The 24,688-nt window shown below is 70.3% G+C and carries 24 protein-coding genes; 11 read left to right on the forward strand and 13 right to left on the reverse strand.

Annotation, left to right across the window (positions count from 1 at the left end; all coding sequences use genetic code 11):
- Positions 1–22: 22 nt before the first annotated feature.
- The gene (locus ACGFNK_RS30430) at positions 23–1,510 is read right to left on the reverse strand and encodes a tetratricopeptide repeat protein (RefSeq protein WP_393421012.1); all 1,488 of its coding nucleotides are present in this window, start codon (positions 1,508–1,510) and stop codon (positions 23–25) included.
- A 115-nt stretch (positions 1,511–1,625) separates the two neighbouring features.
- Positions 1,626–3,179 (reverse strand): DUF4331 domain-containing protein, encoded by a 1,554-nt coding sequence (locus tag ACGFNK_RS30435; protein WP_393421014.1) that lies wholly within the window; start codon positions 3,177–3,179, stop codon positions 1,626–1,628.
- 262 nt (positions 3,180–3,441) lie between these two features.
- On the opposite strand from ACGFNK_RS30435, the gene ACGFNK_RS30440 reads away from it, so the two are divergent.
- From ACGFNK_RS30440 to ACGFNK_RS30450, 3 genes are all read left to right on the forward strand, one after another.
- The gene (locus ACGFNK_RS30440) at positions 3,442–3,984 is read left to right on the forward strand and encodes a sigma-70 family RNA polymerase sigma factor (protein ID WP_386344277.1); all 543 of its coding nucleotides are present in this window, start codon (positions 3,442–3,444) and stop codon (positions 3,982–3,984) included.
- Positions 3,981–4,781 carry an anti-sigma factor domain-containing protein gene (locus ACGFNK_RS30445; RefSeq protein WP_393421016.1) on the forward strand — a complete coding sequence of 267 codons (801 nt, stop codon included), beginning with the start codon at positions 3,981–3,983 and terminating at the stop codon, positions 4,779–4,781. Before ACGFNK_RS30440 ends, ACGFNK_RS30445 begins: the two co-directional genes overlap by 4 nt.
- 115 nt (positions 4,782–4,896) lie before the next feature.
- Positions 4,897–5,166, forward strand: coding sequence for a hypothetical protein (locus tag ACGFNK_RS30450; RefSeq protein WP_033324109.1), 270 nt, complete (start codon positions 4,897–4,899; stop codon positions 5,164–5,166).
- A gap of 105 nt (positions 5,167–5,271) precedes the next feature.
- Here ACGFNK_RS30450 and ACGFNK_RS30455 read toward each other — a convergent pair whose 3' ends face one another.
- Positions 5,272–6,054, reverse strand: coding sequence for an ABC transporter permease (locus ACGFNK_RS30455; RefSeq protein ID WP_393421018.1), 783 nt, complete (start codon positions 6,052–6,054; stop codon positions 5,272–5,274).
- Positions 6,051–7,007 (reverse strand): ATP-binding cassette domain-containing protein, encoded by a 957-nt coding sequence (locus ACGFNK_RS30460; protein ID WP_393421020.1) that lies wholly within the window; start codon positions 7,005–7,007, stop codon positions 6,051–6,053. Before ACGFNK_RS30460 ends, ACGFNK_RS30455 begins: the two co-directional genes overlap by 4 nt.
- Positions 7,008–7,070: 63 nt before the next feature.
- On the opposite strand from ACGFNK_RS30460, the gene ACGFNK_RS30465 reads away from it, so the two are divergent.
- Positions 7,071–7,784, forward strand: coding sequence for a TetR/AcrR family transcriptional regulator C-terminal domain-containing protein (locus tag ACGFNK_RS30465; protein WP_393421022.1), 714 nt, complete (start codon positions 7,071–7,073; stop codon positions 7,782–7,784).
- A gap of 15 nt (positions 7,785–7,799) precedes the next feature.
- On the opposite strand, the gene ACGFNK_RS30470 is transcribed toward ACGFNK_RS30465, so the two are convergent.
- The 3 genes from ACGFNK_RS30470 to hmgA all read right to left on the reverse strand — a co-directional run bounded on the left by ACGFNK_RS30470 (position 7,800) and on the right by hmgA (position 11,556).
- The gene (locus ACGFNK_RS30470; protein ID WP_393421024.1) at positions 7,800–9,008 is read right to left on the reverse strand and encodes a type ISP restriction/modification enzyme; all 1,209 of its coding nucleotides are present in this window, start codon (positions 9,006–9,008) and stop codon (positions 7,800–7,802) included.
- Positions 9,009–9,464: 456 nt separating this feature from the next.
- Positions 9,465–10,211, reverse strand: a complete 747-nt coding sequence (locus ACGFNK_RS30475) for a GntR family transcriptional regulator (RefSeq protein WP_393421026.1) — start codon at positions 10,209–10,211, stop codon at positions 9,465–9,467.
- Between the two features lie 28 nt (positions 10,212–10,239).
- Positions 10,240–11,556, reverse strand: a complete 1,317-nt coding sequence (gene hmgA / locus ACGFNK_RS30480; protein ID WP_393421028.1) for a homogentisate 1,2-dioxygenase — start codon at positions 11,554–11,556, stop codon at positions 10,240–10,242.
- 215 nt (positions 11,557–11,771) lie between these two features.
- Between hmgA and ACGFNK_RS30485 the strand changes: the two genes are divergently transcribed.
- From ACGFNK_RS30485 to ACGFNK_RS30505, 5 genes are all read left to right on the forward strand, one after another.
- The gene (locus ACGFNK_RS30485; RefSeq protein WP_393421030.1) at positions 11,772–12,383 is read left to right on the forward strand and encodes a hypothetical protein; all 612 of its coding nucleotides are present in this window, start codon (positions 11,772–11,774) and stop codon (positions 12,381–12,383) included.
- A complete protein-coding gene (locus ACGFNK_RS30490) occupies positions 12,383–13,003 on the forward strand; it encodes a TetR family transcriptional regulator (protein ID WP_393421266.1) in 621 nt (206 codons plus the stop codon). The genes ACGFNK_RS30485 and ACGFNK_RS30490 overlap by 1 nt, the downstream gene beginning before the upstream one ends.
- 129 nt (positions 13,004–13,132) lie before the next feature.
- The gene (locus ACGFNK_RS30495) at positions 13,133–15,388 is read left to right on the forward strand and encodes a molybdopterin oxidoreductase family protein (protein WP_393421032.1); all 2,256 of its coding nucleotides are present in this window, start codon (positions 13,133–13,135) and stop codon (positions 15,386–15,388) included.
- Positions 15,389–15,510: 122 nt separating this feature from the next.
- Positions 15,511–16,995 carry a CitMHS family transporter gene (locus ACGFNK_RS30500; protein WP_393421034.1) on the forward strand — a complete coding sequence of 495 codons (1,485 nt, stop codon included), beginning with the start codon at positions 15,511–15,513 and terminating at the stop codon, positions 16,993–16,995.
- A gap of 55 nt (positions 16,996–17,050) precedes the next feature.
- Positions 17,051–18,286: an MFS transporter gene (locus ACGFNK_RS30505; protein ID WP_393421036.1), complete on the forward strand. Its 1,236-nt coding sequence runs from the start codon at positions 17,051–17,053 to the stop codon at positions 18,284–18,286.
- A 36-nt stretch (positions 18,287–18,322) separates the two neighbouring features.
- Here ACGFNK_RS30505 and soxR read toward each other — a convergent pair whose 3' ends face one another.
- Positions 18,323–18,850, reverse strand: a complete 528-nt coding sequence (gene soxR / locus ACGFNK_RS30510; protein ID WP_393421038.1) for a redox-sensitive transcriptional activator SoxR — start codon at positions 18,848–18,850, stop codon at positions 18,323–18,325.
- 131 nt (positions 18,851–18,981) lie between these two features.
- On the opposite strand from soxR, the gene ACGFNK_RS30515 reads away from it, so the two are divergent.
- Positions 18,982–19,443 (forward strand): MaoC family dehydratase, encoded by a 462-nt coding sequence (locus ACGFNK_RS30515; RefSeq protein ID WP_393421039.1) that lies wholly within the window; start codon positions 18,982–18,984, stop codon positions 19,441–19,443.
- Between the two features lie 35 nt (positions 19,444–19,478).
- Here the strand turns inward: ACGFNK_RS30515 and ACGFNK_RS30520 are convergent, their stop codons facing one another.
- Both ACGFNK_RS30520 and ACGFNK_RS30525 read right to left on the reverse strand, forming a co-directional pair.
- Positions 19,479–20,105 carry a TetR/AcrR family transcriptional regulator gene (locus ACGFNK_RS30520; protein WP_393421041.1) on the reverse strand — a complete coding sequence of 209 codons (627 nt, stop codon included), beginning with the start codon at positions 20,103–20,105 and terminating at the stop codon, positions 19,479–19,481.
- A 139-nt stretch (positions 20,106–20,244) separates the two neighbouring features.
- Positions 20,245–20,532: a YiaA/YiaB family inner membrane protein gene (locus ACGFNK_RS30525; RefSeq protein ID WP_386344313.1), complete on the reverse strand. Its 288-nt coding sequence runs from the start codon at positions 20,530–20,532 to the stop codon at positions 20,245–20,247.
- A 178-nt stretch (positions 20,533–20,710) separates the two neighbouring features.
- On the opposite strand from ACGFNK_RS30525, the gene ACGFNK_RS30530 reads away from it, so the two are divergent.
- A complete protein-coding gene (locus tag ACGFNK_RS30530) occupies positions 20,711–22,051 on the forward strand; it encodes an MFS transporter (RefSeq protein ID WP_393421044.1) in 1,341 nt (446 codons plus the stop codon).
- On the opposite strand, the gene ACGFNK_RS30535 is transcribed toward ACGFNK_RS30530, so the two are convergent.
- The 3 genes from ACGFNK_RS30535 to ACGFNK_RS30545 all read right to left on the reverse strand — a co-directional run bounded on the left by ACGFNK_RS30535 (position 22,040) and on the right by ACGFNK_RS30545 (position 24,501).
- On the reverse strand, positions 22,040–22,996 hold the full coding sequence (locus ACGFNK_RS30535) for a DMT family transporter (RefSeq protein ID WP_386344610.1): 957 nt from the start codon (positions 22,994–22,996) through the stop codon (positions 22,040–22,042). The two genes, ACGFNK_RS30530 and ACGFNK_RS30535, sit on opposite strands and share 12 nt — an antisense overlap.
- A 108-nt stretch (positions 22,997–23,104) precedes the next feature.
- Entirely contained in the window at positions 23,105–23,824 is a 720-nt protein-coding gene (locus tag ACGFNK_RS30540; protein WP_393421046.1) for an ArsR/SmtB family transcription factor, read from the reverse strand.
- A 35-nt stretch (positions 23,825–23,859) separates the two neighbouring features.
- Entirely contained in the window at positions 23,860–24,501 is a 642-nt protein-coding gene (locus ACGFNK_RS30545; protein ID WP_386344321.1) for a TetR/AcrR family transcriptional regulator, read from the reverse strand.
- Between the last annotated feature and the right edge of the window lie 187 nt (positions 24,502–24,688).

Genomic DNA, 24,688 nt, shown 5'->3' on the forward strand with positions numbered 1-24,688 from the left:
CTCTTCAGGCCTGCGGCTGTGCTCACTTGGCACCGCCCAGCTCGTTCAGGGCCGTGCGGGCCGCTTTCGCTCCCACCGGGGAGAAGCCCGGGTTGAGTTCGAGTGCCGACGACAGGCTGTCGCGGGCCTCCTTCTCGTTGCCGTTGGCGTGTTCGATCATGCCGCGGTGGTAGAGGAAGGTGGCGTCGCGGTAGCCGGTGGCTGTGGCGCGGCGGGCGTAGGGGAGGGCTTCCTCGTCGCGGCCGTTGACGTGGAGGGCCCAGGCGAGGGCGTCCGCGGTGTGCACGGTCTCGCGGCGGTCCCACTCCGCCTTCGCGGCGCGCAGGGCGGACTTGCGGTCGCCGTGGTCCGCTGCCGCGAGGGCCGTGTCGAGGTCGGCGTTGACGCCGTTCGCGCGGGCCAGCGCGGTCCACGCGTCGACCAGGGCGTACTGGTCGCGGGCCTTCGCCTTGTCGCCCTCGGCGCCGCGGGCCTCGTACAACTCGCCCAACGCGACCAGCGGGCCGGGCAGCGGAAAGCCGGCCACGACCTCCTCCATGCCGCGGATCGCCGCCGCCCGGTCGCCGTTCGCGGCCTGGGCGCGGGCGCGGCCCTCCAGGGCGGGGAGGTAGGTGCGGTCTGCTTGCAGCGCCCGCGCGTAGTGCTTCAGCGCGGTCTCGTACTCGCCCTCGCGCCAGGCGAGTTGGCCGAGGGAGGTCGCCACGTATGCCACGTCTCCGGGTGCCGTGGCACTGCTGAGCGCCTGCTCCAGGACGCGTCGCGCGGTGGGCACGTCGCCGCGCAGCTCGCGTACGTAGGCGTACCGGGTGAAGACGGGGACCCCCGGGCGACGGGCGTCGGCCTCGTCGGAGGCCTTCAACGCCTCGTCGTAGCGGCCGAGTTCGACCAGGGCGTCGATCCGCGACGACAACGCCCGCTCGTTGTACGGGTTCTGCTCCAGTGCGTCTTGCGCGTACCGCAGCGCCCCAGGGAAGTCGTGCCGCGCGGCGGCCAGCGCGGCCCGGCCCGCGAGCGCCGGGTCGTTGTCGGGCCGCAGCTTCAGCGAACGGCCGAGCGCGCGCTGCGCCTGCGGATAACGCGACGGGTCGCCGTTGGTGCGCGCCTGCTCGACGTACGCGACGCCGAGCGTGGCCCACCCGTTGAAGTCCTTGGGCTGCGCCTTCAGATGCCCCTGGAGCGCGGAGATGCTGTCATTCAGATTGCCCCCCGCCAACAACTCGGGCGCGGTCCCGGGGACGGAGGCCACGGCCCCCACCCCACCGTCATCCCGGGACCCCATCACCACGGCCCCCGCGGTCATCGCAACGGCGAGGGCAACAGCACAAGCGGCCAGCCGCAACACCCGAGCCCGCCGCGACTCCGGCGCCGCCTCGGGGCGGCCCGGGGCGGACCCCGGTGTGGGCTCGGTTGCTCGGGGCGTGTCCTCGCCCTCGGTGGGCGCCGGGGCGTCCGTGTGGGCCGTCTGCTGCTCGGCCTCGGTGGCGCCGTCCTCGTTCTCGCGCGGGGACATGCCCTCTCCTCAATGTCCTGAAGGTGCGGTGGTGCAGGTGCGGTTGTGTGACGTGAAAGGCGCGGCCCGCGCCGTGGGGGATGGGTGGTTACGGGCCGCGCCAGTTGGGGGGCGGCTAGTAGTAGCCGCGGATCCGGCGGCGGCTGCGCCACCACATGAGGCCGGTGCCGATCAGCAGGAAGCCGGCCGCGCCCGACACCGCCGAGACGGCGATCAGCGTGGTGTCCTCCATGCCGGTGGTGCCGCTCGTGCCGGCGGGCGTCAGCGCGTCGCCGAGCTGGTTGCGAACGTCACCCTTGGTGCCGTCCGTGCCCTTGGCCAGCGGACCGCGCGAGCCCGCCGTCGGCTGGGCCACGTACGGGAACGCCTTCTCGAACTCCTGGTCGTTCTTGTCGACCGCGTCGCCCAAGTCGTTCTTGGCGCCGAGCAGTTCACCCTCGACGACCTGAAGCGAGGCGTCGATCACGTCGTCGGTGAGACGGCGCCCGTTCGGGAAGCCCGCGTTGTCGCCGTCCAGCACACCCAGCCGCTTCGGCTTGGCCGCCGGCTTGATGGAGGTGTTGAGCCGCAGCATCTCCGAAGCCCGTACGTGCGGCGGCTGGTTGAGGTCGGGTACGCCCTTCAGGAAGACGTCCACGAGATCGTTCCTGGGCTCGTCCGGCGCCGGGATCTTGTAGATCGCCTCGATGAGTTTCGGCAGCTCCGGTTCGGTCACGTTCTTCAGGAACTGGGCGTCGTCCCACGGCGCGGACGCGTTGAACGTGTCCTTGTCCTTGATCGGGTTGACGACCTCGTTCACCAGCGGGTTCCCGAGCCGCGAGACCTGCCTGAACTTCCCGTCCGCGCCCTTGCGGTTCGTCGTCGACCAGATCCCGACGACCGGCTGCTCGGCCGACTCCTGGATCAGCTCGTTCGGCAGCTGCAGGGCGATGGAGTTGACGTTGTATTCCTTGAGGGTGTCGTTGCCGACCTCCGACAGGTTCCCGCCGTACAGCAGGTCGAAGACCCGCAGGTCCGCGAAGAACGGATCGTCCGCCTGACCCGCGAACGTCTTGGCCTCGTAATTCCCGAGCTCCTTGACCGCCTGGTCGCGCAGCTTGGCGTAGTCCGGCATCGATGCCTTGCCGACGTTCGACGGCGCGACCGGCACGTCGTCCGCGACGTACGTCCGCTTCACGAGCTTCTGGTCCTTCAGCTGCAGCAGCTGAAGGTCGTAGGTCTGCGTGATGTTCAGGTCGGGGTCGTCCAGGCTCTCGACCGGCCCCGTGTTGTACAGGAAGCTCTTGTCGTTCTTGACGTGCGTGTCGAACGTGTACCGGAACAGCAGATCGCCCTGCGCGTCCCCGTCCTTGTCGATGTGGATGTCGTACTGGGCGTCCTCCGCGAACGTGTAGAAGTTCGGTCCGCCCGCCGGCTCCTCGAACGGGATCACGTTCGCCACGATCGTCGTCGTGTCCGGGGTGTCGGGGCTCGCGAACGCGTACAGGTCCGTGTTGTCGAACTGCGGCGTCCCCGAGATCAGTGGGGCCTCCCGGTGGCTGGAGGCGCTCGCCGCTCCCGGTTCGAGCGCGGTCACGCCGGCGGCTGCTAGCCCCCCGGCAGCCAGCGCACCACAGACGAGGGTCGTGAGGCTCCTGCGTCCCACGATCCTGCGGGTGTTAGGTGTCATGCCGTCCGTCCTCTGTTACAAGCTGCGTTCCCGCGGTTCTGGCGAGAGACGACGGACGGTGTGGTCCGCTCGGCCCTGGCGCTCGTTGCCGCGTGTTTTGTTGCCTGACACACGCCATTCGGCGCCGTCGGGCGGGCGGATTGGTTCGAGTTTTCCCCGCGTTTTTCGACGAGTTGATCCGTAACCCCATCCGAAGGGGCGCCGGCGCCGAATGCTTGACTGTCGGCACAGGCCGATACGCGGCCAGGAGAGGGGGTTACGGGTGCAGGCGGACGAACTTCTGGTGCTCGTGGCCAAAGGCGACCAGAAGGCTTTCGAGGATCTGTACGGACTGGTGTCCGGACCGGTCTTCGGTCTGGTGCGCCGCGTGGTGCGGGACCCGGCCCAGTCGGAGGAGGTGGCCCAGGAGGTGCTGCTCGAACTCTGGCGCTCCGCCGCCCGCTACGACCCCGGCCGAGGCAGCGCGCTGTCCTGGGTCCTCACCCTCGCGCACCGCCGCGCCGTCGACCGGGTGCGCAGCGCCCGCGCGGCCGGCGAACGCGAGATGCGCGAGGCCCAGCGCGCGAACGGACCCGCCTTCGACCAGGTCGCCGAGGAAGTCGAGGCCGGCCTGGAACGCGAATGGGTACGCCGCTGCCTGGACCGGCTCACCGCACTGCAACGCCAGTCCGTCACCCTCGCCTACTACGACGGCTACACGTACCGTGAAGTGGCCGAGCGGCTCTCATTGCCGCTCGGCACGGTCAAGACGCGCATGCGCGACGGACTCACGCGGTTGCGCGAATGCCTGGGAGGTGCCGTATGACCGTCCTCTTCAGGCGCAGCGAACTGCACTCGCTGGCCGCCCCGTACGCCCTCGACGCCCTGGAGCCGCGCGAACACCAGCGTTTCGAGAAGCACTTGAAGCGCTGCGACCGCTGCGCCGCCGAGGTGCGCCTCCTGCGCGAGGACGCGGTCCGCCTCGCCTGGAACACGGCCGCACCGCCACCGGCCGCGATGCGCAACCGGGTCCTCATGGCCGTACGGACAACACCCCAGGAGACCGCCCCGGGCCCACAGCCGCACCCGCGCGCGGCACAGCAGCCGCTGCCCGGGATGCGTGCCGTGCGGCCGCGCCCCTCGCGTCTGCACGGCCTGCTGTCCCCGCTCGCCGCCACCACCGCCGCGGCGGCACTCGTCGTCGCCGCGCTGTTCGGCGTCCAGGCGTCCCGCACCCAGGACCAGCTCGACCAGGAGCGGACCCAGGCACGTGAGATCGCCAACATTCTCGCGGCTCCGGATGCCGCCGCGAGCGCCGGACGCATCTCAGGCGGACAGAGCATCAACGTCGTCGCGTCCGCCTCGGAGCGCGCCGCCGTGGTCACTCCAGCGGGCCTCGGCGCACCCACGAACGGAAGGGTTCACCAACTGTGGCTCATGCGACCAGAGGTCCAACCGCGCCCCCTGGGCCTGTTCGAGGGCGACACGCCCTTGCTCGCCACCGACTTGAATCCCGACGCGACCTCACTCGCCGTCACCGTCGAGCCGCAGGGCGGCTCTCCACAGCCCACATCCGCGCCAGTTGTCCAACTTGCCCTGAAATCGGTTGGATTCGGAGAGTGATCGTCAACTGCCTTACGGAGAAGGTGAATCCTGCGCCCGGGATACACGAGTGTCATGAGGGAGCGATAGGGTTAACCTGCCCGGGCCGGGTGCCCTCGTATGGGTGGGGAGTGACATGGAACAGATAACAGTGCGTGGCAGGGCGCGAGTCCCTGCGATCACCTGCGGGAGCAGCGCGACCAGTTCGCGCCTCGACCGCCATCTCTCGGTGTTGGGTGGCCCCGCCATCCCGCAGGGAGAGACGACCGAGGCGACCTCGCTGATGCGTGAACTCACCGCACGTGACCACACGCAGGAGCGCAACAGCAGGCGCGCACGAGTGCGGCGGGTCTCGCTCTTCGCGCCCCTGCGCCGACTGCGCCGGTCCCTGTTCGGCGGCCGCTGACCGGCGACCCCGGTCGCTGAGCTGACCGGCAACCGCCCCGAACACGTTCGCATCCCGCCTTCCCACCCGCGGTGCGAACTCGTCCGCAGGCACAGGAGTTGACGCTCAGCGTCCGCCGGTCGTGTACCGGCGGACGGCGAGCGGCAAGAACACCGCGATCAGCACCGCGCACCAGGCCAGCGACCCCGCCACCGGATGCGCCACGGGCCAGGCGGCACCCTCCGGCACCGGCGCATTCCCGAACAGGTCCCGCACCGCCGTCGTCACCGCACTGATGGGATTCCACTCGGCCACCGTGCGCAGCCAGCCCGGCAGATTGTCCGTCGGGATGTACGCATTGGACAGCAGCGGCAGGATGAAGGTCGCCCCGCCCAACTGCCCTGCTGCCTCCTCGCTGCGGGACGCGAGCCCGAGCAGGATCCCTAGCCACGTCATCGCGAACCGGAAGAGCATCAGCAACGCGACGGCCGCCAGAGCCTCAACCGCTGACCCCTCGATCCGCCAGCCCACCGCGAGCCCGACCAGCAGCAGCGGCACCATCCCCGCGGCGGTCAGTACCAGATCGGACGCCGCCTGGCCGAGCGGCACCGCGGCCCGGCTCATCGGCAGCGTACGGAAGCGGTCCATCACACCCCGGTGCGAGTCCCCGGCCGCCTGGAACATCCCCGTCATGATCCCGTTGGCCGCGGTCGCCACCAGCAGCCCCGGCACCAGGAACGAGCGGTACTCGGCGCCCGGCATGGCGAGCGCGCTGCCGAAGACATAGCCGAAGAACAGCAGCATCGTGATCGGCATCGTCTGAGTGAGGATCAGCAACCCGGGATTGTGCCGGACCCGCTGAAGCTGCCGGCCGAGCATGGCCGTCGTGTCGTACGCGAGGGCACTCATGCCACCAAGTCCTTACGGTCGGTCGGGCTGTCGGTCAGGCGCAGGAACACGTCGTCGAGGCTCGGCGGACGCAGGCTCGCGTCGAGCAACGGCACGCCCGCGGCGTCGAGTTCGCGTACGAGACGGGGGAGCGTGAGTGTCGGATCGGTGGTGACGGCGCCGACGGTGTGCCGCTCGCGGTCGAAGTGTGGTTCGGTGCCGGTGAGTTGGTCGAGCACGACCGCCGCCTGGGGCATGGCGTCCGCGTGGGCGACGACAACTTCCGCGTACGAGCCGATGAGTGCTTTGAGCGTGGCGGGCGAGCCGCTGTGGGCGACCCTGCCCTCGTCCACCAGCGCGATGTCGTCGGCCAGTTGATCGGCCTCCTCCAGGTACTGAGTGGTCAGCAGCACCGTCGTTCCGTCCGCGGCGAGGTCACGTACCGCTTGCCAGATCTGGTTGCGGCTGGCGGGGTCGAGCCCGGTCGTCGGCTCGTCGAGGAAGAGCACGGCGGGCCGCGTGATCAGGCTTGCGGCCAGGTCGAGGCGGCGCCGCATGCCGCCCGAGTAGGTGGACGTGGGCCGGTCCGCGGCTTCGGTGAGCTCGAAGCGGTCGAGGAGGTCGTCGGCGCGGGCGTGCGCCTTCGGGGCGCGGCGCAGCTTCGCGAAGAGCCGCAGGTTCTCCCGCCCCGTGAGGTCGCCGTCGACCGAGGCGTACTGGCCCGTCACGCCGATGGCGCGGCGGACCGCGTCCGGCTCCCGTACGAGGTCGTGCCCCGCGATCCGCGCGGACCCCGCGTCGGGTCGCAGCAGCGTGGTCAGGACCCGTACGGCTGTGGTCTTGCCCGCGCCGTTCGGCCCGAGCATCCCGCAGACCGTGCCCTCGGCGACCGCCAGATCGAGCCCGCGCAGGGCCTGTACCTCACGGAAACGCTTTTCGAGACCTTCACTAAGTACGGTGTACGTAGAAGTCATGGGTCGACCATAGCGCATTACGTACGCTGTACGTAACTAGGATGGTCACGAGGTGATCGACTCATGGCAGGGCGCAAGGCCGTACCCGAAGTGATCTGGACCCGCCCCGAGCGCACGGGGCGCGGCCCGCGGCCCGCGTACACCCGCGCGGACATCGCGGCGGCAGCGGTGCGGATCGCGGACGCTCAGGGGCTGGAGGCGGTGTCGATGCGGCATGTGGCGGCCGAGCTGGGCTGCGGCACGATGTCGCTCTACAACTACGTGCCGCGCAAGGAGGACCTGTACGAGCTGATGCTCGACGCCGTCGGCGCCGAGCACAACTTCGAGGATCCCTCGGGCGACTGGCGCGCCGACATGCTCCGCAACGCCCATCAGACCCGCGTCATCATGCACCGCCACCCCTGGGTGCCGCGCCTGATGGCGGGGGTCTACGGCTTCAGCCCCAACACCCTGCGCTACCTGGAGCACTGCCTGGCCTGCCTCGAACCGCTCGACCTCCCGTACAGCACGAAGATGGAGATGGTCGCGTTGCTCAACGGCGTCGTGACGACGTACACCGCGAACGAGCTGGCCACCGCCGAGCGCACTCGCTCCATGCCCTGGTCCGAGGAGGAGGAGAACGCGGTCCGTATCGCCTACCTCGGCAGTCAGGTGGCCACCGGCGCGTATCCACGGCTGGCCGAGGCCTTCATGGAGGACTCCGGGCCGATCGACCTGGAGGCGGTGTTCGAGCGGGCGCTCGGCAGGGTCCTGGACGGGTTCGACCCGAAGCGCTGAGCGCCAAGTGCCCGGTCAAAGCAGGGCGAACTGTCCTTCAGGACCCTCTTCGTGGTGGTCGAGTACGGAGGCGGGCCTGCGTGCCGCGTCCGGCACCGGCAGTACGCCGGCCTTGCGCAGCTCGCCCGCGGTCACCGGGGCCTGCAGGGTCAACTCCTCCTGCTGAGGACCCAGTTCCGCCAGCAATGCCAACACCGTTATCAGCTCGAGCAGTTCGGATGTCCAGGTCTGGGGCCACGTGGCAGGGCGGATCGCCTCAAGCGTGCCGGGCTCCGGGGGAGTGGTCCGGGCAGTGAACCACTGCTCCAGGACCCGGGCGCCGCCCACCTCGAAGTCCCAGGCGGCGGGCGGTACGGGGGAGATGCGGCCCTCGTCGAGGTGGAGAGTCTCCTCGTCGCGGTCGTAGTGGAGTTCAAGAGGGCGCGCGGGGAGCGGGGCGCGTACGTACGGGCGTCGCCCGCCGGGGAGTTTGGGGCGGTCGCCGTCGCGGCGCATCAGCCAGAGCATGCGGTGGCCCAACTCGGTGCCGTACGCCCAGAGTTCGGGAGCAGCGGTGAGCGGGACGGCGCAACCGTCCGGACCCGGGCGCGCCACAGCCACCGCCCAGGCGAGGACGTCGAGAGGGGCGGGGGAGTGGCCCAGGCGTTTGGCCAGGTGGTCCACGAGGCCGGGCGCGAGGTTCGGTTCGAGGCCGTCGGGGCGGCGGTACAGGGGGCGGATGCGGCCGGGGCGGGCCGTGGGGGCGTTCTTCGTCTGCCGCGGCTGCGGCGGGAGAACGGGCAGCACGGACGCGACGAGCAGCGCGGGCCCGTCCGGAGCAGGCGCCTGCTCGACGGCGAACACCTGCCGCTCGTCCGCCACCCGCCACAACTCCGGGCGGGCCGCGTCGATCAACCGGTGGTCCGGGATCAGCCACTGCTCGTCGAACGGCCCATGCAGCACGCGTACGGGCTCCGTGCAGGGCCCCGACGCACGGGCCAGCCGCCCCGTTCCGCCGGCCTGGCCCGGCAGCGCGGCGACCGCCGAGTGCAGGTTCCGCGCACGCGTGACGCCGAACAAGGCCTCCCGGTCGGCCCCTTCGGCCTTCACAAAAGCGTCCCAGCGCGCTTTCAGGGACGCCGCGTCGGGCGCCGTCGGCCACCCCCGGCCCAGCCGAGGCGGTGCGACGGACCACGGCATAAGGTCCGCGAGCAGCGGAGCGTCGTCGTGCGTCACGCTCGGCATCGTACGACGACGCTCCGCTGCTTGCGGGGGGCGCCTACCGGGAGGGTGGGTTCGTTCGTTGGCGACTGCGGGTCCGTCGTGGCTGGTCGCGCAGTTCCCCGCGCCCCTAAAAAGCCTGCGACTGCCCGCGGCCCGAAAAAGCAGGCGACCCGGAAGAGCCCGCGCCCGGGAAAGCCCGCACCCCCAACTACCCGCACTTTCCCACCGGCGGGAGGGGACGTGGGCCGGTGCGTCGTATGCCCGTCGCTTAGGTTCTGTCTCAGGTCACCCGCACTGTGTACCGACACCGGGTCGTATGCCCGGCCTGCGACGGGCTGACGCACCGGCCCACGGCCCCGACCCATCACGCACCCCAGGGGCGCGGGGCTGTGACATCAGCGGCTCCGCCGCGGGGCGCGAGCAACCACAACGCACCCGCACCCAAAACGAACCCCACCGCCCAACCCAGCGGAGCGCCTACGCCTCGAGCGTGACCGTGAACGAAAACCGGTCCCCCCGGTACTGGATAACCGCCACATCCAGTACCTGACCCGAGTCACCGCAGGCAACACCCGTGTACCGCAGAATCGGACTCAGCAACGGCACCTCGAGCAGCCGAGCCGTCTCCGGATCGGCCAGCCGAGCCTCGACCGTGTCGGTGATACGGCTGATCCGCATGCCAACGACATCCCGCAGCACCTTCGTCATAGGCCAGCGGGCCAGGTCGTCCAGGGAGATGCGCTCGGCCAGTTCGGGCCGCACGTAGTTGCGGGCGTGGTTCGTCGGCTCACCGGTCTTCTCGTCGCTGCGCAGCCGGTGATACATCGTCACCTCGGTCAGCTCCGGGAAGTACTCGGCGAGTTCGGCCGACACAGGCACCGTGCCATGGTTGAGCAGCTCCGTCGTCATGCCCGACTGCTGAGCCACGATCGCGTCCACCGAGCCCAGCAGCCGCACCGGCGCGCCCCGTTGCGCACTCGGCTCGATGAACGTGCCGCGCCGGCGATGGCGGGTGATCAGCCCCTCGTCCTCCAGTTCCTTGAGCGCCTGTCGCATGGTCAGCACGCTCACCCCGTAGTGCCCGGCCAGCTGTTCCTCGGTGGGCAGGCGCAGTGAGTCCTCCGGCGAACGCCCGAGTATCGAGGCACGCAGGGACTGCGACACCTGATACCAGAGCGGCAGTTTGCGGTTCAGGACGATCGAGTCCGGAGCGAATGAGGTCACGAAGGTATCCGTACCGGTCAACGGGTGTTCAGTGCAACGGGCCGAAGTGACGTTCGAGGCCCTGCCACACATCGTCGTATGCCCGTTGCAGGTGTTCCGCCCGTGTCGCCTGCGCCGTGAGAGCCACCGGCCAGCGCGTCTCGAACATGAAGGCCAGGCCGTCGTCGACCTTCTGCGGACGCAGCTCGGCGGCGCTCGCCCGGTCGAAGGTCTCCCTGTCGGGCCCGTGCGCCGACATCATGTTGTGCAGCGAACCCCCGCCCGGAACAAAACCTTCCGCCTTCGCGTCGTACGCGCCCTCGATGAGCCCCATGTACTCGCTCATCACGTTCCGGTGGAAGTACGGCGGCCGGAACGTGTCCTCGCCCACGAGCCAGCGCGGCGCGAAGACGACGAAGTCGACGCCCGCGAGGCCCGGGGTGTCCGTCGGCGAGGTCAGGACGGTGAAGATCGACGGGTCCGGGTGGTCGTAGCTGATGGAGCCGAGCACGTTGAATCGGCGCAGGTCGTAGACGTACGGCAGATGGCTGCCGTGCCAGGCGACGACATCCAGCGGCGAGTGGTCGTACGTCGCGGTCCACAGGTTCCCGCAGAACTTGTTCACCACCTCCACGGGGCCCTCGACGTCCTCGTACGCGGCGCCCGGCGCCCGGAAGTCCCGTGCGTTGGCGAGGCCGTTGGCGCCGATCGGGCCGAGCTCGGGGAGCTGGAAGGGCGCTCCGTAGTTCTCGCAGACGTAGCCACGTACTGACTCATCGAGCAGCTCCACACGGAAGCGCACCCCACGAGGAATCAGCGCCACGTCCCCGGGCTCCGCGTGCAGCAGTCCGAACTCGGTGCGCAGCAGAAGCCCGCCGCGTTCCGGCACGATCAGCAGCTCGCCGTCGGCGTCGCTGAACACGCGCCGCATCGAGGAGTTGGCGTGATAGAGGTGCACGGCCGTGCCGGTGCGCTGCGTGGCGTCGCCGTTGCCCCCGAGGGTCCACAGGCCCCGCACGAAATCCGTGTCCGGTTCGGGCTCCGGCAGGGGGTTCCAGCGCAGCCGGTTCGGGTCGGGCGCCGTCTCCGTGAAGGGCGCCGTGCGGAGGGTGCCGTTGTCGGTGCGGGCGAAGGCCGGGTGGGCGGCGGACGGGCGGATCCGGTACAGCCACGAGCGTCGGTTGAGCGCCCTCGGCTCCGTGAACGCCGAACCGCTCAGCTGCTCCGCGTACAGCCCGAGCGGTGCGCGCTGCGGCGAGTTGCGGCCGATCGGCAGCGCGCCCGGCACCGCTTCCGAACTGTGCTGATTGCCGAATCCCGAGAGGTACGTCAATGCCTCAGCGGTCTTCCGCGCATCCCCGTTCATGATCGCTCCCTCGCCCGTGACTCAAGGTCTCTGAGTCCTGATTCTTATTCCTATGCAGCACCATAGGATTCGGGATTTCCGTTCGCAAGACATGGGAGAGGTACGCGAGACGTGGGTGAGGGGCGAACGGCGTGATCGCGCCAAGACCCGTGTAGTACCCAGAACCAGACTTCAGGGGGATTCGCCTGTCAGAGCGGTGCCCTAATCTCGCCCACATGTCGTGGACGCGCGGATTCCTCGTTGCGCTCGCGGTCTGTGCCCTCTTCGGTGCCTTGCTCGCCGGAATCACAGCCTGCGATGCGGGCGCCGGCGAGGGCGACGGGGCCGAGCCGTCGCCGGTGGGCAAGGTGCTGGACGACACGGACGAAGAGGGGCGGAACTATCGCGAGGTCGACAAGAAGCGCGCACCCGAGGTCGGGATAGAAGTGCTGCCCGATGCCCGCGACGGCTGGAACGTCCGACTGACCCTCGGCGACTTCCGCTTCTCACCGGCCGGTACGAAGAAGTCGGCCGTTCAGGGGCGCGGCTACGCCCTCCTGCGGCTGGACGGCCGCCCCCTCGCCGAACTCCGCGACCCCACCCACCACTTGAGCGGCAGCCTCGTCGCCCGGGGCACGCACAAGATCACCGTGCGCCTCCACGCCGACGACGACACCGTGTGGGCCGTCGACGGCGAACCCGTCGAGAGCACCGCGGACATCACCGTCTCCGACCCCGTGCCGTCAGCACCCACGACCGCCCCCACGTCGACCCCGCAGGTGAGCGGGCGGGATCCCGGCCGGAGGACTGGGGGGCGCGGTTCCCCGAACCCCGGCGGAAAGGCATGATGATGCCCGTGCCCCAAGCGACCTCGCTGCGCCGCGCGCCCGTCCAGCGCCGGAGCGCGGAACGACTGACCAGGATCCTCGACGCCTGCGCCGACCTCCTCGACGAAGTCGGCTACGACGCCCTCAGCACCCGAGCCGTCGCCGTGCGCGCCGGCGTCCCCATCGGCTCCGTGTACCGCTTCTTCGGCAACAAGCGCGCCATGGCCGACGCGCTCGCCCAGCGCAACCTCGACCGCTACGCCGAACGCGTCACCCGCAGTCTCGAAGCCGCGGACGGGGAGGGTGGCTGGCGCTCGGCCATGGACGCCGTCCTCGACGAGTACCTCGTCATGAAGCGCACCGCGCCCGGCTTCGCCCTCGTCGACTTCGGCAACCAGATCCCCGTAGGCACCCGCGACGCCGAACCCAACACCCGCGTCGCCGACCGCCTGACCGACATGCTCTCCGCCTACCTCGACCGAAAGCCCGACGACGACCTCCGCCGCACCTTCCTGGTCGCCGTCGAGGCCGCCGACACCCTCGTCCAACTCGCCTTCCGTCTCGACCCGTCGGGCGACGAACGGATCATCCAGGAGACGCGGGAGCTGCTGCGGTCGTACCTGGCGCGAGTGCTCGACTGAAGCGTGATCGGCGGCAGGGTGGTGCGGAAGTGTCCGACCTGACCCTCGCCAGGCCTCCCCACCGTGCATACCGGTCGGTATGCTCGGCGGTAGTTCGTGTGCCGACGTCGCCACCCTTCCGGAGGACCCGTGTCCACCACCACCGACTCCCGCACCGCCCTGCGCATCTGCCCCCTGTGCGAAGCGACCTGCGGTCTGACGCTCACCATCGAGGGCACCCGGGTGACCGGCGCCCGAGGCGACCGCGCCGATGTGTTCAGCCAGGGGTTCATCTGCCCGAAGGGTGCCTCCTTCGGAGCCGTGGACGCGGACCCGGACCGGCTGCGCACCCCACTGGTGCGCAAGGACGGTGAGCTGCGCGAGGCCACCTGGGAGGAGGCGTTCGACGCGGTGGCGGCAGGGCTGCGGCCGGTCGTCGAGACGTACGGACCGCATGCCGTCGGTGTCGTCCTCGGCAACCCGAACGTTCACACCATGGCCGGTGCCCTCTATCCGCCCGTACTGCTCGGCGCCCTCGGCACGCGCAGCCTCTTCACGGCCTCCACGGTCGACCAGATGCCCAAGCACGTCTCCAGCGGTCTGCTCTACGGCGACGCCCACACCATCCCCGTACCCGACCTCGACCGCACCGACCACTTGCTGCTGATCGGCGCCAACCCTCTGGAGTCCAACGGCAGCCTGTGCACGGCACCCGACTTCCCCGGCAAGCTCAGGGCCCTCAAGGCGCGCGGCGGCACCCTCACCGTGATCGACCCACGGCGCACCCGCACCGCCAAACTCGCCGACCGGCACGTCGCCATCCGACCCGGCACCGATGCCCTGCTGCTCGCGGCCATGGCATACGTCCTCTTCGAGGAGAAGCTGACCGACCTCGGTGAACTCGCCGAGCTGGTCCAGGGGCTCGACGAACTCTCCCATGCCGTACGGGACTTCACTCCCGAAGCCGCCGCCGAGGCGTGCGACGTGGACGCCGGTACCATCCGTACGCTCGCCCGCGAACTCGCCGCCGCGTCCACCGCAGCCGTCTACGGCCGCATCGGCAGCTGCACCGTTCCGCACGGCACCCTGGCCAGCTGGCTCGTCGACGTGCTCAACATCCTCACCGGGAACCTCGACCGGCCCGGCGGCGCACTCTTCCCGCTGGCCGCCACCGACAAGACGCCCCGGCCCGCCGGACCCGGCCGCGGCTTCGCCCTCGGACGCTGGCACAGCAGGGTCGGCCGCCACCCGGAAGCCAAGGGCGAACTGCCCATCGCCGCGCTCGCCGAGGAGATCGACACGGCCACCGCCGAGGGCGAACCCGTCCGCGCCCTCATCGCCGTCGCCGCGAACCCCGTCCTGTCCGCACCCGACGGCGACCGCCTCGACAAGGCCCTCGACTCGCTCGACTTCATGGTCAGCGTCGACCCGTACCTGAACGAGACCTCACGTCACGCCGACGTCGTGCTGCCGCCGCCCCCGCCCTCGCAGAGCCCGCACCACGACTTCGCCTTCAACACCCTCGCCGTACGCAACCAGGTCCGCTACACCCGCGCCGCCGTCCCCCTCGAACCCGGCCGCATGGCCGAGACCGAGATCCTCGCCCGGCTCGTCCTCGCGGCCACCGGCATGCACGGCGCCGACCCCTCCGCCGTCGACGCCATGGTCATCGACCAGACCCTCGGCAAAGCCGTCAAGGAACCGCACTCGCCGGTGCACGGTCGTGACCCTCGCGAGCTCGCCGCCGCTCTCACCGGCGACAACGGCCCCGAGCGACGGCTCGACATGATGCTGCGCCTCGGCCCGTACGGCGACGGTTTCGGCGCCCGACGGGAAGGGCTGAACCTGGACAAGCTGCTGGACCAGCCGCACGGCATCGACCTCGGACCCCTCCAGCCGCGCCTGCCGCAGCCCCTCAAGACCCGCAGCGGACGCGTGGAACTGCTGCCGCAGCCGATCGCCGACGACCTGCCACGCCTCAGGGACGCCCTGCGCCGCCGCCCTGACGGCCTCGTCCTCATCGGTCGCCGTCATCTGCGCTCCAACAACAGCTGGATGCACAACATCCCCGCCCTCACCGGCGGCACCAACCGCTGCACCCTGCACCTCCACCCCGACGACGCCGAACGCCTCGGGATCGCGGACGGGGATGCCGTACGGATCAAGGGCGCCGGGGGAGAGGTGACGGCTCCTGCCGAGGTCACCGACGGCATCCGGCGCGGAGTCGTGAGCCTCCCGCACGGCTGGGGCCATGACCGGCCGGGCACCCGTATGAGCCACGCCGCCACCGACCCCGGAGTCAACGTCAACCAGCTTCTCGACGGCTCGCTGCTCGACCCGCTGTCGGGCAATGCGGTCCTCAATGGCGTACCCGTCGAGGTCGCGCCAACAGGGACAACGCTGTGACCAGGAGTTTTGCGCTTATTGCTCGCGTGTCAACATCTTGTTAACCCTTGTGGGCCCGCCCTAACGTCACTCGAACCGCCGGCCCTGGTGGCTGTTCAAAGGCGAACGTTAGGTATCCACTCATGCTGACCATCCTCGGCTTCGCCATGATCGCGACCTTCCTGGTCCTGATCATGATGAAGAAGATGTCGCCGATCGCGGCGCTCGTGCTGATCCCGGCACTCTTCTGCGTATTCGTCGGAAAGGGAGCCAAGCTCGGCGACTACGTCATCGAGGGGGTGGGTCAACTCGCGCCCACCGCCGCGATGCTGATGTTCGCCATCGTCTACTTCGGCGTCATGATCGACGTCGGCCTCTTCGACCCGATCGTTCGGGGCATCCTCAAGTTCTGCAAGGCCGACCCGCTGCGGATCGTCGTCGGTACGGCCGTCCTCGCCGCGATCGTCTCGCTCGACGGCGACGGCTCGACCACCTTCATGATCACTGTCTCGGCGATGTACCCGCTGTACAAGCGCCTGAAGATGAGCCTCGTGGTGATGACCGGTGTCGCCGCCACAGCCAACGGCGTCATGAACACCCTCCCCTGGGGCGGCCCCACCGCCCGCGCCGCCACCGCGCTCAAGCTCGACGCCGGCGACATCTTCGTCCCGATGATCCCGGCCCTCGGCGTCGGCCTGCTCTTCGTCTTCGCGCTCTCGTACGTCCTCGGCCGCCGCGAGCGCAAGCGGCTCGGCGTGCTGAGCCTCGCCGAGGTGCTGGAGGAGGAGAAGAAGCAGGAGACCGAGAAGACCGAGACCGAGACCGAGACCGAGACGGTGACCGAGACGGTGCTGGTCGGCGCCGGCGCTGGTGCCTCCGGCGGCTCCGGTGACGCGAAGGGGCGTACCACCAAGGCCACGGGCGGCGCGGGCTCCGGCACGGACGCCTCCGACGACGCGGCCGACGACGACGATGACGACGTACGCCTCCAGGGCCTGGACCCCAACCGCCCGACGCTGCGTCCCAAGCTGTACTGGTTCAACGCGCTGCTCACGGTGGCCCTCCTCACCGCGATGATCATGGAGTGGCTGCCGATTCCGGTCCTGTTCATCCTGGGTGCCGCGCTCGCCCTGACCGTGAACTTCCCGCACATGCCCGACCAGAAGGCCCGCCTGGGCGCCCACGCCGAGAACGTGCTCAACGTCTCCGGGATGGTCTTCGCCGCCGCCGTCTTCACGGGCGTCCTCCAGGGCACCGGCATGGTCGACTCCATGGCGAAGTGGCTCGTCGACAGCATCCCCGAGGGCATGGGCCCGCACATGGCGATCGTCACCGGCTTCCTGAGCCTGCCGCTCACGTACTTCATGTCGAACGACGGCTTCTACTTCGGAGTCCTGCCGGTGCTCGCCGAGGCCGGCGCCGCGCACGGAGTATCGCCGCTGGAGATCGCCCGCGCCTCGCTCGTCGGCCAGCCGCTGCACATGTCCAGCCCGCTGGTCCCGGCCGTATACGTCCTCGTGGGTATGGCGAAGGTGGAGTTCGGCGACCACACCAAGTTCGTGGTCAAGTGGGCTGCACTGACTTCCCTCGTGGTACTCGGTGCGGGGATCCTGTTCGGCATCATCTGATCCCTGCCGGTGATCTGTTCCTGGAGTCTGTGAACCCTTCTTGGAGGAGGACAACGTGAGGCCCGGTGGGAACCGCGGCTGGCTGCTCCGCCTCGTCATCGCCTTCAGCTTCGCGCAGGGGGCGGTGTCGATGGCCCGGCCTGCCGTCTCCTACCGGGCCCTCGCGCTGGGTGCGGACGAGCGTGCGGTCGGTGTGATCGCGGGCGTGTACGCGCTGCTGCCGCTGTTCGTCGCCGTGCCCCTGGGCCGCAGGACCGACCATGGCCGGTGCGCGCCCCTGCTGCCCATCGGCGTCGTACTGATCGCCGGCGGCTGCGCCCTCAGCGGTATCGCGGACTCCCTGCTCGCGATGGCGGCGTGGAGCGGAGTGATGGGCCTCGGTCACCTCTGCTTCGTGATCGGCGCCCAGTCGATCGTGGCCCGCCAGTCCGCCCCGCACGAACAGGACCGCAACTTCGGCCACTTCACCATCGGCGCCTCCCTCGGCCAGCTGGTCGGACCGATCGCCGCGGGCGTCCTGATCGGCGGCCCCGACATGGCGGGCACCAGCGCGCTGGCGCTGCTCGTCGCGGGCGCCGGAGCCGCGGTCGCGTTCACCTCACTGTGGCGCATCGAGCACCGTACGCCCGCCAAGTCCCGTACGCCCCAAGGGGAACGCGTCCCGGTACACCGCATCCTGCGCAGCCGGGGCGTACCCGCGGGCATCTTCATCAGCCTCGCCGTGCTCTCGGCGACGGACATCCTCACCGCGTACCTGCCGGTGGTCGGCGAGCACCGCGGCATCCCGCCGTCCGTCATCGGCCTGCTGCTGAGCCTGCGCGCGGCGGCGACGATCGCATGCCGCCTGGTGATCACGCCGATGCTGCGTCTGCTCGGCCGGGCCGCCCTGCTCACCTCGACCTGCCTGCTGGCAGCCGCCCTGTGCGCGGGCATCGCAGTGCCGGTCCCGGTCTGGGCGCTTGCCGTGATCCTCGCGGCACTCGGTTTCTGCCTGGGCGTCGGCCAGCCCCTCTCCATGACCACGGTCGTCCAGGCCGCCCCACCTGACGCCCGCTCCACCGCTCTCGCACTGCGCCTGACCGGCAACCGCCTGGGCCAGGTCGCGGCACCGGCCGCGGCGGGGCTGGTGGCGGGAGTCGCGGGGGTGGCGGCGCCGTTCGTGATGCTCGGCGCGCTGCTGGTGATCGCTTCGGGGCTGGGGCTGCGGCAGGGTCGTCCGGCCGTCGAGGACGAACCTGGGGAGCAGGCGGGGCGTACGTCCTCGGCGCCGCCGCAACGCGAGAGCCGCTGAGCCCGAAACCCCGACGGCCGGTGCCCGGCCACCACTTCAGCAGCTGCCCTCGGGCTCCCTCTCCCGTTGGTGCTTTCCGGAGTGCTTACGCTGCTGCTTCGCGGCGGGGCGACGCTCCACCATGAGGCGCGAACCGCTCTGCTCCTCACCGAACACGTCGTCCGGGTTGGAGAGCACGCAGGTCTCCAGGGACAGGCAGCCGCAGCCGATGCAGTCCGTGAGATGGTCGCGCAGGCGGCTCAACTGCTTGATGCGCTCGTCGAGTTCGGAACGCCAGGCCTCCGACAGGTGGGCCCAGTCCTCCCGCGTCGGTGTGCGCCCCTCGGGGAGCTCGGCGAGTGCGTCGCGGATCGTGGCCAGCGGGATGCCGACGCGCTGCGCGGCCCGTACGAAGGCGACGCGGCGCAGCGTGTCACGGGAGTAGCGGCGCTGGTTGCCCGCGGTGCGGCGGCTGCCGATGAGGCCCTTGGACTCGTAGAAGTGCAGGGCGGACACGGCGGCGCCGCTGCGGGCCGACAGCTGGCCCACCGTGAGTTCGTGGATCTTCTCTGGAATCTGGGGCATCCCTCGAAGCCTACCCACTCGTCACAGCCCGGTTACCTACGCTCCCGGTCCGTTGACACGGGCTCCGCACCCAAGGATGCTAAGCAGTCGCTTAGAGATGCGGTACGGAGTAACACGGGAGGCCAGGACACATGGCAGAGCCGAAGATCTTCACGTCCGCCGACGAACTGAAGGCGGCGGTGGGCGAGCAGTTGGGGTACAGCGACTGGCTGGAGGTCGACCAGAAGCGGATCGACCTGTTCGCGGACGCCACCGGCGACCACCAGTGGATCCACGTGGACCCTGAGAAGGCCGCCACAGGGCCGTTCGGTACGACCATCGCGCACGGCTATCTGACGCTGTCGCTGCTGCCCGCGCTCGTCCCGCAGGTCATGCGCGTCGAGGGCATGAAGATGGGCGTCAACTACGGCACCAACAAGGTGCGCTTCCCGTCCCCCGTCCCCGTGGGCTCGCGCCTGCGCGCCACGGCGGTGCTCAAGGAGGTCGCGGAGGCGGGCGGCGGAGTCCAGATCACGGCCGCGGTGACCGTGGAACGCGAGGGCGGCGACAAGCCGGTGTGCGTGGCGGAGTCGGTGTCGCGCTACTACTTCTAGACACTTCAGGGCGTACGAAGCTGCCTACGGCGGAGCTACTTGCCTGCCCCCACCATCCGCAACACGAGGTCGGCGTAGAGTGCGCCGACCTCGTCCGGCGTCCGAGGGCCGTTCAGGTTGAACCAGCGGGCGACGTCGATGCACAGCGAGAGCACGGCGAGCGTGGTGCCGCGCACGTCGGGCACATCGAACTCGCCGCCCGCGACGCCGTCCTCGATGATCCCGCGCACCTCGGCGTCGACCTGGCGGCGCAGTGCGAGGATCTCGGCGCGGGCGGCAGGGCCGAGCGAGTCCAGTTCGTACTGCACGACCCGCGCGGTGGTGCGCCCCCCGGCGTGCCAGCGCACGAAGGAGCTCACGGCATCCGCGAGCCGCTCGGTCGCGCTGCCCTCACCCTGAGCGGCCGTCCGCAGGATGTCGAGGGCCTTCTCGTGGCCGATCCTGCTGATCCGGTGGAGCAGCTCTTCCTTGGTCTTGTAGTGGATGTAGAGCGCGGCCGGGCTCATACCGGCGCGGCCCGCGATGTCCCGGGTCGTCGTCGCGTGGTACCCGCGCTCGGCGAAGGCCTCCACCGCGGCGACGAGCAGCCGCCGCGCCGCGTCCGGGGTGACCTCGGCCCAGGGCGGCATCTCGCCGCCGGCCGTCTCCTCCGCCGTACTCATCGCTGTTCGCCCCTTCTCGGCTGTCAGTTCTCCACTGGCAGGTCTTCACTGGCAGGACGAACCACGATACCTCGCAGCCTGAGCGAGCGCTTAGCGTGCGTGCTGCCCGCGGGCGCACGGATCGGGCGGCCGGCAGCGATCACAGCTTCTCGAAGGGGTCGTGTTCGGCGAGCAGTTTCTCCAGGCGGGCCTGGTCGACCCGGCTGACGATCTGCCCGGCCTCCTGCCGGTCCCGGATCACCTTGGCCAGCGTGAAGGCCGAGGTGACGAGATACAGGACGGCGATGGCCAGGAAGGCGCGCACCCATGCGTCGGCCTCGAGCCGGAAGATGCCGACGGTGGTCGCGGCCATGGCGACGCCGAACGAAGCGACCGCCTGGCCGTAGAAGGCGGCGGTGTTCTGCTGCTTGACAGGTGTCTCACTCATGCGGACAAGAGTCTGCGAGTGTGGCCGGGACCACATCCGCCGTGATACTCAGCCGGATCTCGGCCGGATACTCAGAAGACTCCTGTGTCAGACCCATGCGTGCACGACCGTTGACCTACATACCGTCCGGTCAGTACGTTCCCCCGAACGTCCCCGCACCCACCGGAGTGTGCACGCCATGGACACCGCACCTTCCGCGCTCCCCAGCGCGACCACCAGCCCCGACACCAGACACCGCCGCAAGGTGGCGACCGCCGCCGCCCTCGCCTCCGCCGTCGAGTGGTACGACTACTTCGTCTTCGGGATCGCCGCAGCCCTCGTGCTCGGAGACCTGTACTTCCCCGCGGGCAGCTCCTCCGCAGGAGTCCTCGCCGCGTTCGCCACCTTCGCCGTGGGCTTCCTCGCCCGTCCGCTCGGCGGAGTCATAGCGGGCCACCTCGGCGACAAACGAGGCCGCAAGCCCATGCTCGTCCTGGCCCTGACCCTGATGGGCGTGGCCACCACGGGCATCGGCCTCCTCCCCACATACGCCACGATCGGCATCGCCGCCCCCGTCCTCCTCGTCGTCCTGCGCGTGATGCAGGGCATCGCGATCGGCGCGCAGTGGGGCGGCGCGATGCTGCTCGCCACGGAGTACGCCCCCGAGGGCAAGCGCGGCCTCTACGGCAGTGTCGTCCAACTCGGCGTCCCCATCGGTGTGGTGACCGCCAACTCCGTCTTCCTGCTCGCCGGCGCCCTCACCAGCGATAGCGCGTTCGCCGCCTGGGGCTGGCGGGTGCCGTTCCTGGTCGGGCTGCTCGTCCTCGGGCTCGCCTGGTACATCCACACACGCGTCGAGGAGACCCCGGAGTTCCGCCAGGCCGAACGGGCCCTGGCCGAGAAGGAGAAGGGCGAGAAGAGCTCCCCGCTGCGCACGATCCTGCGCGGCCACCTCGGCACGGTGCTCCTCGCGGGCGGCTCGTTCGCCGTGAACACCGCCACCTTCTACATCCTCATCACCGGCGTCCTCGACTACACGACCCGCGAACTGGACATGGAACGCAGCGCCGTCCTCACCGTCTCGCTCTGCGTCAGCCTCACCCAGCTCGTCCTGATCCCCGCCTCGGCCGCGCTCTCCGACCGCGTCGGCCGCATCCGGATCTACGGGTTCGGTGCGGCCGGGATCGCCCTGTGGGCCGTACCGATGTTCCTGCTGATCGACACGGGTTCGCTGCTGTGGCTGGCCGTCGGCACATTCGTCGCCAGTTGCTTCCTCAGCATCATGTACGGGCCTCAAGCCGCCCTGTTCGCCGAGCTGTTCACACCCGAGATGCGCTACACGGGCGCCTCACTCGGCTACCAGATCGCGGCCGTGTTCGGCGGCGGGCTCGCACCCTTCGTGATGGTCCTCCTGCTGGAGGCCACGGACACGTCGATGTCGGTGTCCGCGTACATCATCGGGCTCGCCGTGATCGCGCTCATGTCCATCAAGGTCCTTGCGGACAGGGCGCGTTCGGCCTCGGACGAGTCAGAGGGCTGAGTCCGGGGCCCGCTCGGGTCGTGGCTCCGGAACCGCTCCCGGGGCCGCGACCCGGGCGGCCCGTGGCCGGGACCGCGACACGGCGACGCCCGCCAGACACACCAGCCCGCCGACGAGGGTGATCCAGCCCGGCACCTCGTCGAGCGCGAGCCACGACATCAGCACCACCAGGGCGGGCACCGCGTACGTCGTCGCGCCCATCCTCCCGGCCGTCGTACGAGCCAGCGCGAACGCCCAGGTCGTGAACGCGAGAGCGGTCGGGAAGACGCCCAGATACAGCATGTTGAGCGTCGCGGACAGCGGGGCGTCACCGGCCTCGGACACCAGCTGACCGGCGAACGGCAGACAGGCCACCGCGCCGATCACACAGCCGTACGTCGTCACCTGGAGCACCGAACCGTGCCGCAGGGCGGGCTTCTGGGCGACGACCCCGCCCGCGTACGCCACCGCCGCGAGCAGACAGAGCAGGACGCCGAGAACCGACGCGCTGCCCTCGCCCGACATCGACAGACCGACCACCGCCGCGCCCGCGAACGACACCGCCATCCCCGCCAGCAGCCGCGGCGGCAGCCCCTCCTTCAGCAGCCACCCCGCGAGCAGAGCCATGACCAGCGGCCCGACGTTCACCACCAGAGCGGCCGTGCCGGCGTCGACCTTCTGCTCACCCCAGTTGAGCACCACCATGTAGAGCCCGAACCAGAGCAGCCCGGAGACCACGATCCCCGGCCAGGCGGCACGCGGCGGCAGTCCCTCCCCGCGTACGAGACAGATGACCCCGAGCACCAGCGCCCCGGCCACGAGCCGCCCGAGCGCCAGGGCCCCGGGCGAGTACGCGGCTCCCGCACTACGGATCGACACGAACGCGGACGCCCACAACACAACGGTCACCGCGGCCGCACCGGCGGCCAGCAGGTCCGTACGACGGGCGGACAGGGGAGGCTTCATCACGCTCCAGAGGTTAGGTGGGGAAGGGGAGAAGGGCTCGCGAATTTCGGACGGGACGTCGGCGTGCTGAGCGAACAAGGTGCTGAGCGAACAAGGGGGAGCCGGGAGTCAGTGGAGCGTCGCGGGCTCGATCCCCAGCACCTCCGCGAAGGCCCGCTCGCCGTTGTCCGTGACCTTCACGGCCCGTACCGAGCCGATACGCACGCACCAGCCCGCGTCCAGCGCATGCCGGCACAGGGCGGCGCCCGCGACGCCGGCGAGGTGCGGACGCCGTTCGGTCCAGTCGAGACAGGCCCGGGCGAGGGGCCGCCGACCGGTGCGCACGAGGGGAATGCCCTGCTCGTCAAACCAGGCCAGCCCATCGTCCGTGAGCGCGAACCCCGTATCCGCCCGCAGCAGTTGGAGCCCGGTCAGGGCGTCGGTGACGGCGATGCCCAGGCGCCCGGCGAGGTGGTCGTAACAGGTACGTCCGCGCGCCATCGCGGAACCGGCGCCGGCCTCCCGCAGACTGCGTGGCCGCTCGCTGCCCGGCGCGACCTGCGCTGCGAGGTCCTCCACGAGCTGGGCGACCCGTGCGTCGGCCAGTCGTACATACCGGTGCCGGCCCTGCCGTTCCTCGGTGAGCAGCCCGCCCGCGACGAGCTTGCCGAGGTGTTCGCTCAGCGTGGACGCGGCGACACCGGCGTGCCGCGCCAGCTCACCCGCGGTCCACGCCCGCCCGTCGAGCAGGGCGAGCAGACAAGCGGCACGCGTCTCGTCGGCGATCAGCCGGGCGAAACGTGCCAGCCCCGGCGCCTGTGGGTCCCTCGTGCTCATGCCTCCCAGCATCGGGCACGGACACTTCGGCGACCACCGAAGTGTCGCTACGCAGTCCTCTGCACCTGCTCGTACTGCCGCGTCAGCCCGTCCAGCAGCGCAGTGAGCCCCGTTTCGAAGGCCCGCTCGTCGATCTTCTCCTGCTGCTCGGCGAGGAGGTGGGCCTGCCCGAGGTGGGGATAGTCGGCGGGGTCGTACGCGCTCTCGTCGTCCAGGAAGCCCCCGGCGAAGGAGCCGAGCGCGGAGCCCATGACGAAGTACCGCATCAGCGCGCCGATGGACGTGGCCTGCGCGGGCGGCCACCCCGCCTCGACCATCGCACCGAAGACCGCGTCCGCCAGGCGGAGACCGGCCGGCCGACGGCCGGGACCGCGCGCGAGGACGGGCACGATGTTCGGGTGGTCGCGCAGGGCCGCCCGATAGGAGACGGCCCAGTCGTGCAGCGCGGTCCGCCAGTCCCGCCCATCCTCGAACATCGACAGATCGACCTGCGCGCTCACCGAGTCGGCGACCGCCTCCAGAATCTGGTCCTTCGTACGAAAGTGGTTGTAGAGCGAGGGCCCACTCACCCCCAGCTCAGCAGCAAGCCGACGCGTGGAGACGGCGGCCAGCCCCTCCGCATCCACGAGCCCTCGCGCCGCCGCGACGATGCGGTCGGTGCTGAGGAGGGGCTTACGGGGGCGGGCCATGGCGCACATCGTAGGGCCGTGCCCTCACGCCCCGGGCTCCGGCGGGGGCCGCCTACCGGGCGGGTGGGTTCGGTTCGCAGGCGAGTGCGGGTTCGTCGGGGCTGGTCGCGCAGTTCCCCGCGCCCCTAAAAGACCGAAGCCTGCGACTCCCGGCGCCCCGGGAAAGCCCGTACCCCCAACTGCCCGC

Origin of the sequence: Streptomyces sp. NPDC048825, from assembly GCF_043198355.1 — a bacterium.
Taxonomy (GTDB): Bacteria; Actinomycetota; Actinomycetes; order Streptomycetales; family Streptomycetaceae; genus Streptomyces; species Streptomyces xiangluensis.